The sequence below is a fragment of the Pseudomonas sp. HY13-MNA-CIBAN-0226 genome, from assembly GCF_040310305.1.
In the GTDB taxonomy this organism is placed as follows: Bacteria; Pseudomonadota; Gammaproteobacteria; order Pseudomonadales; family Pseudomonadaceae; genus Aquipseudomonas; species Aquipseudomonas gregormendelii.
The window spans coordinates 1-421 of the sequence record NZ_JBEOPS010000080.1; the positions used below are offsets into that span (position 1 = coordinate 1).

1 protein-coding gene is annotated in these 421 nt (G+C 49.6%); it reads right to left on the reverse strand.

The genetic code is table 11. The features are described from left to right. On the reverse strand, nucleotides 1–421 hold a 421-nt coding region (locus tag AAEZ05_RS27845; RefSeq protein WP_350649767.1), incomplete at both ends, for a hypothetical protein.

The following is a 421-nucleotide window of genomic DNA, read 5'->3' on the forward strand; positions in this document are numbered from 1 at the left end:
TACGGGGCAGCCACCTTCTGGACAAAGGGCATCAGCAGCATTAGTTGTACCTGAGGGATTAGCTTTGCCAGTAAAAAAACCAATAACATTACAACTGATAGCGCCTGCGACGTTTAGAGTGCATTCAGAACTAGAGATAGTCTGCATTTGGCAATTAAGAGAACCCTCGGCAAAGGTAGGAGGAGCAACAGCATTTCCGCCTTTATCGAGGTTGCCAGCAACCGTATAAGCGGTACCGGATCCGCCCTGATTCTTCATATGCGTGCAGGGTGCATCACCCTGAGATTCCGAGAATCGAACGCACTTGTTAACAGTGTCGTCCCAGATCATGGGGTTGGCTGCCAAACCACCGGTTTGGTCGTCGCACTTATCGCCCGGCTTTTTAGTATTCAACAGAGAGCAGAGCTTAGTCACCTCATTG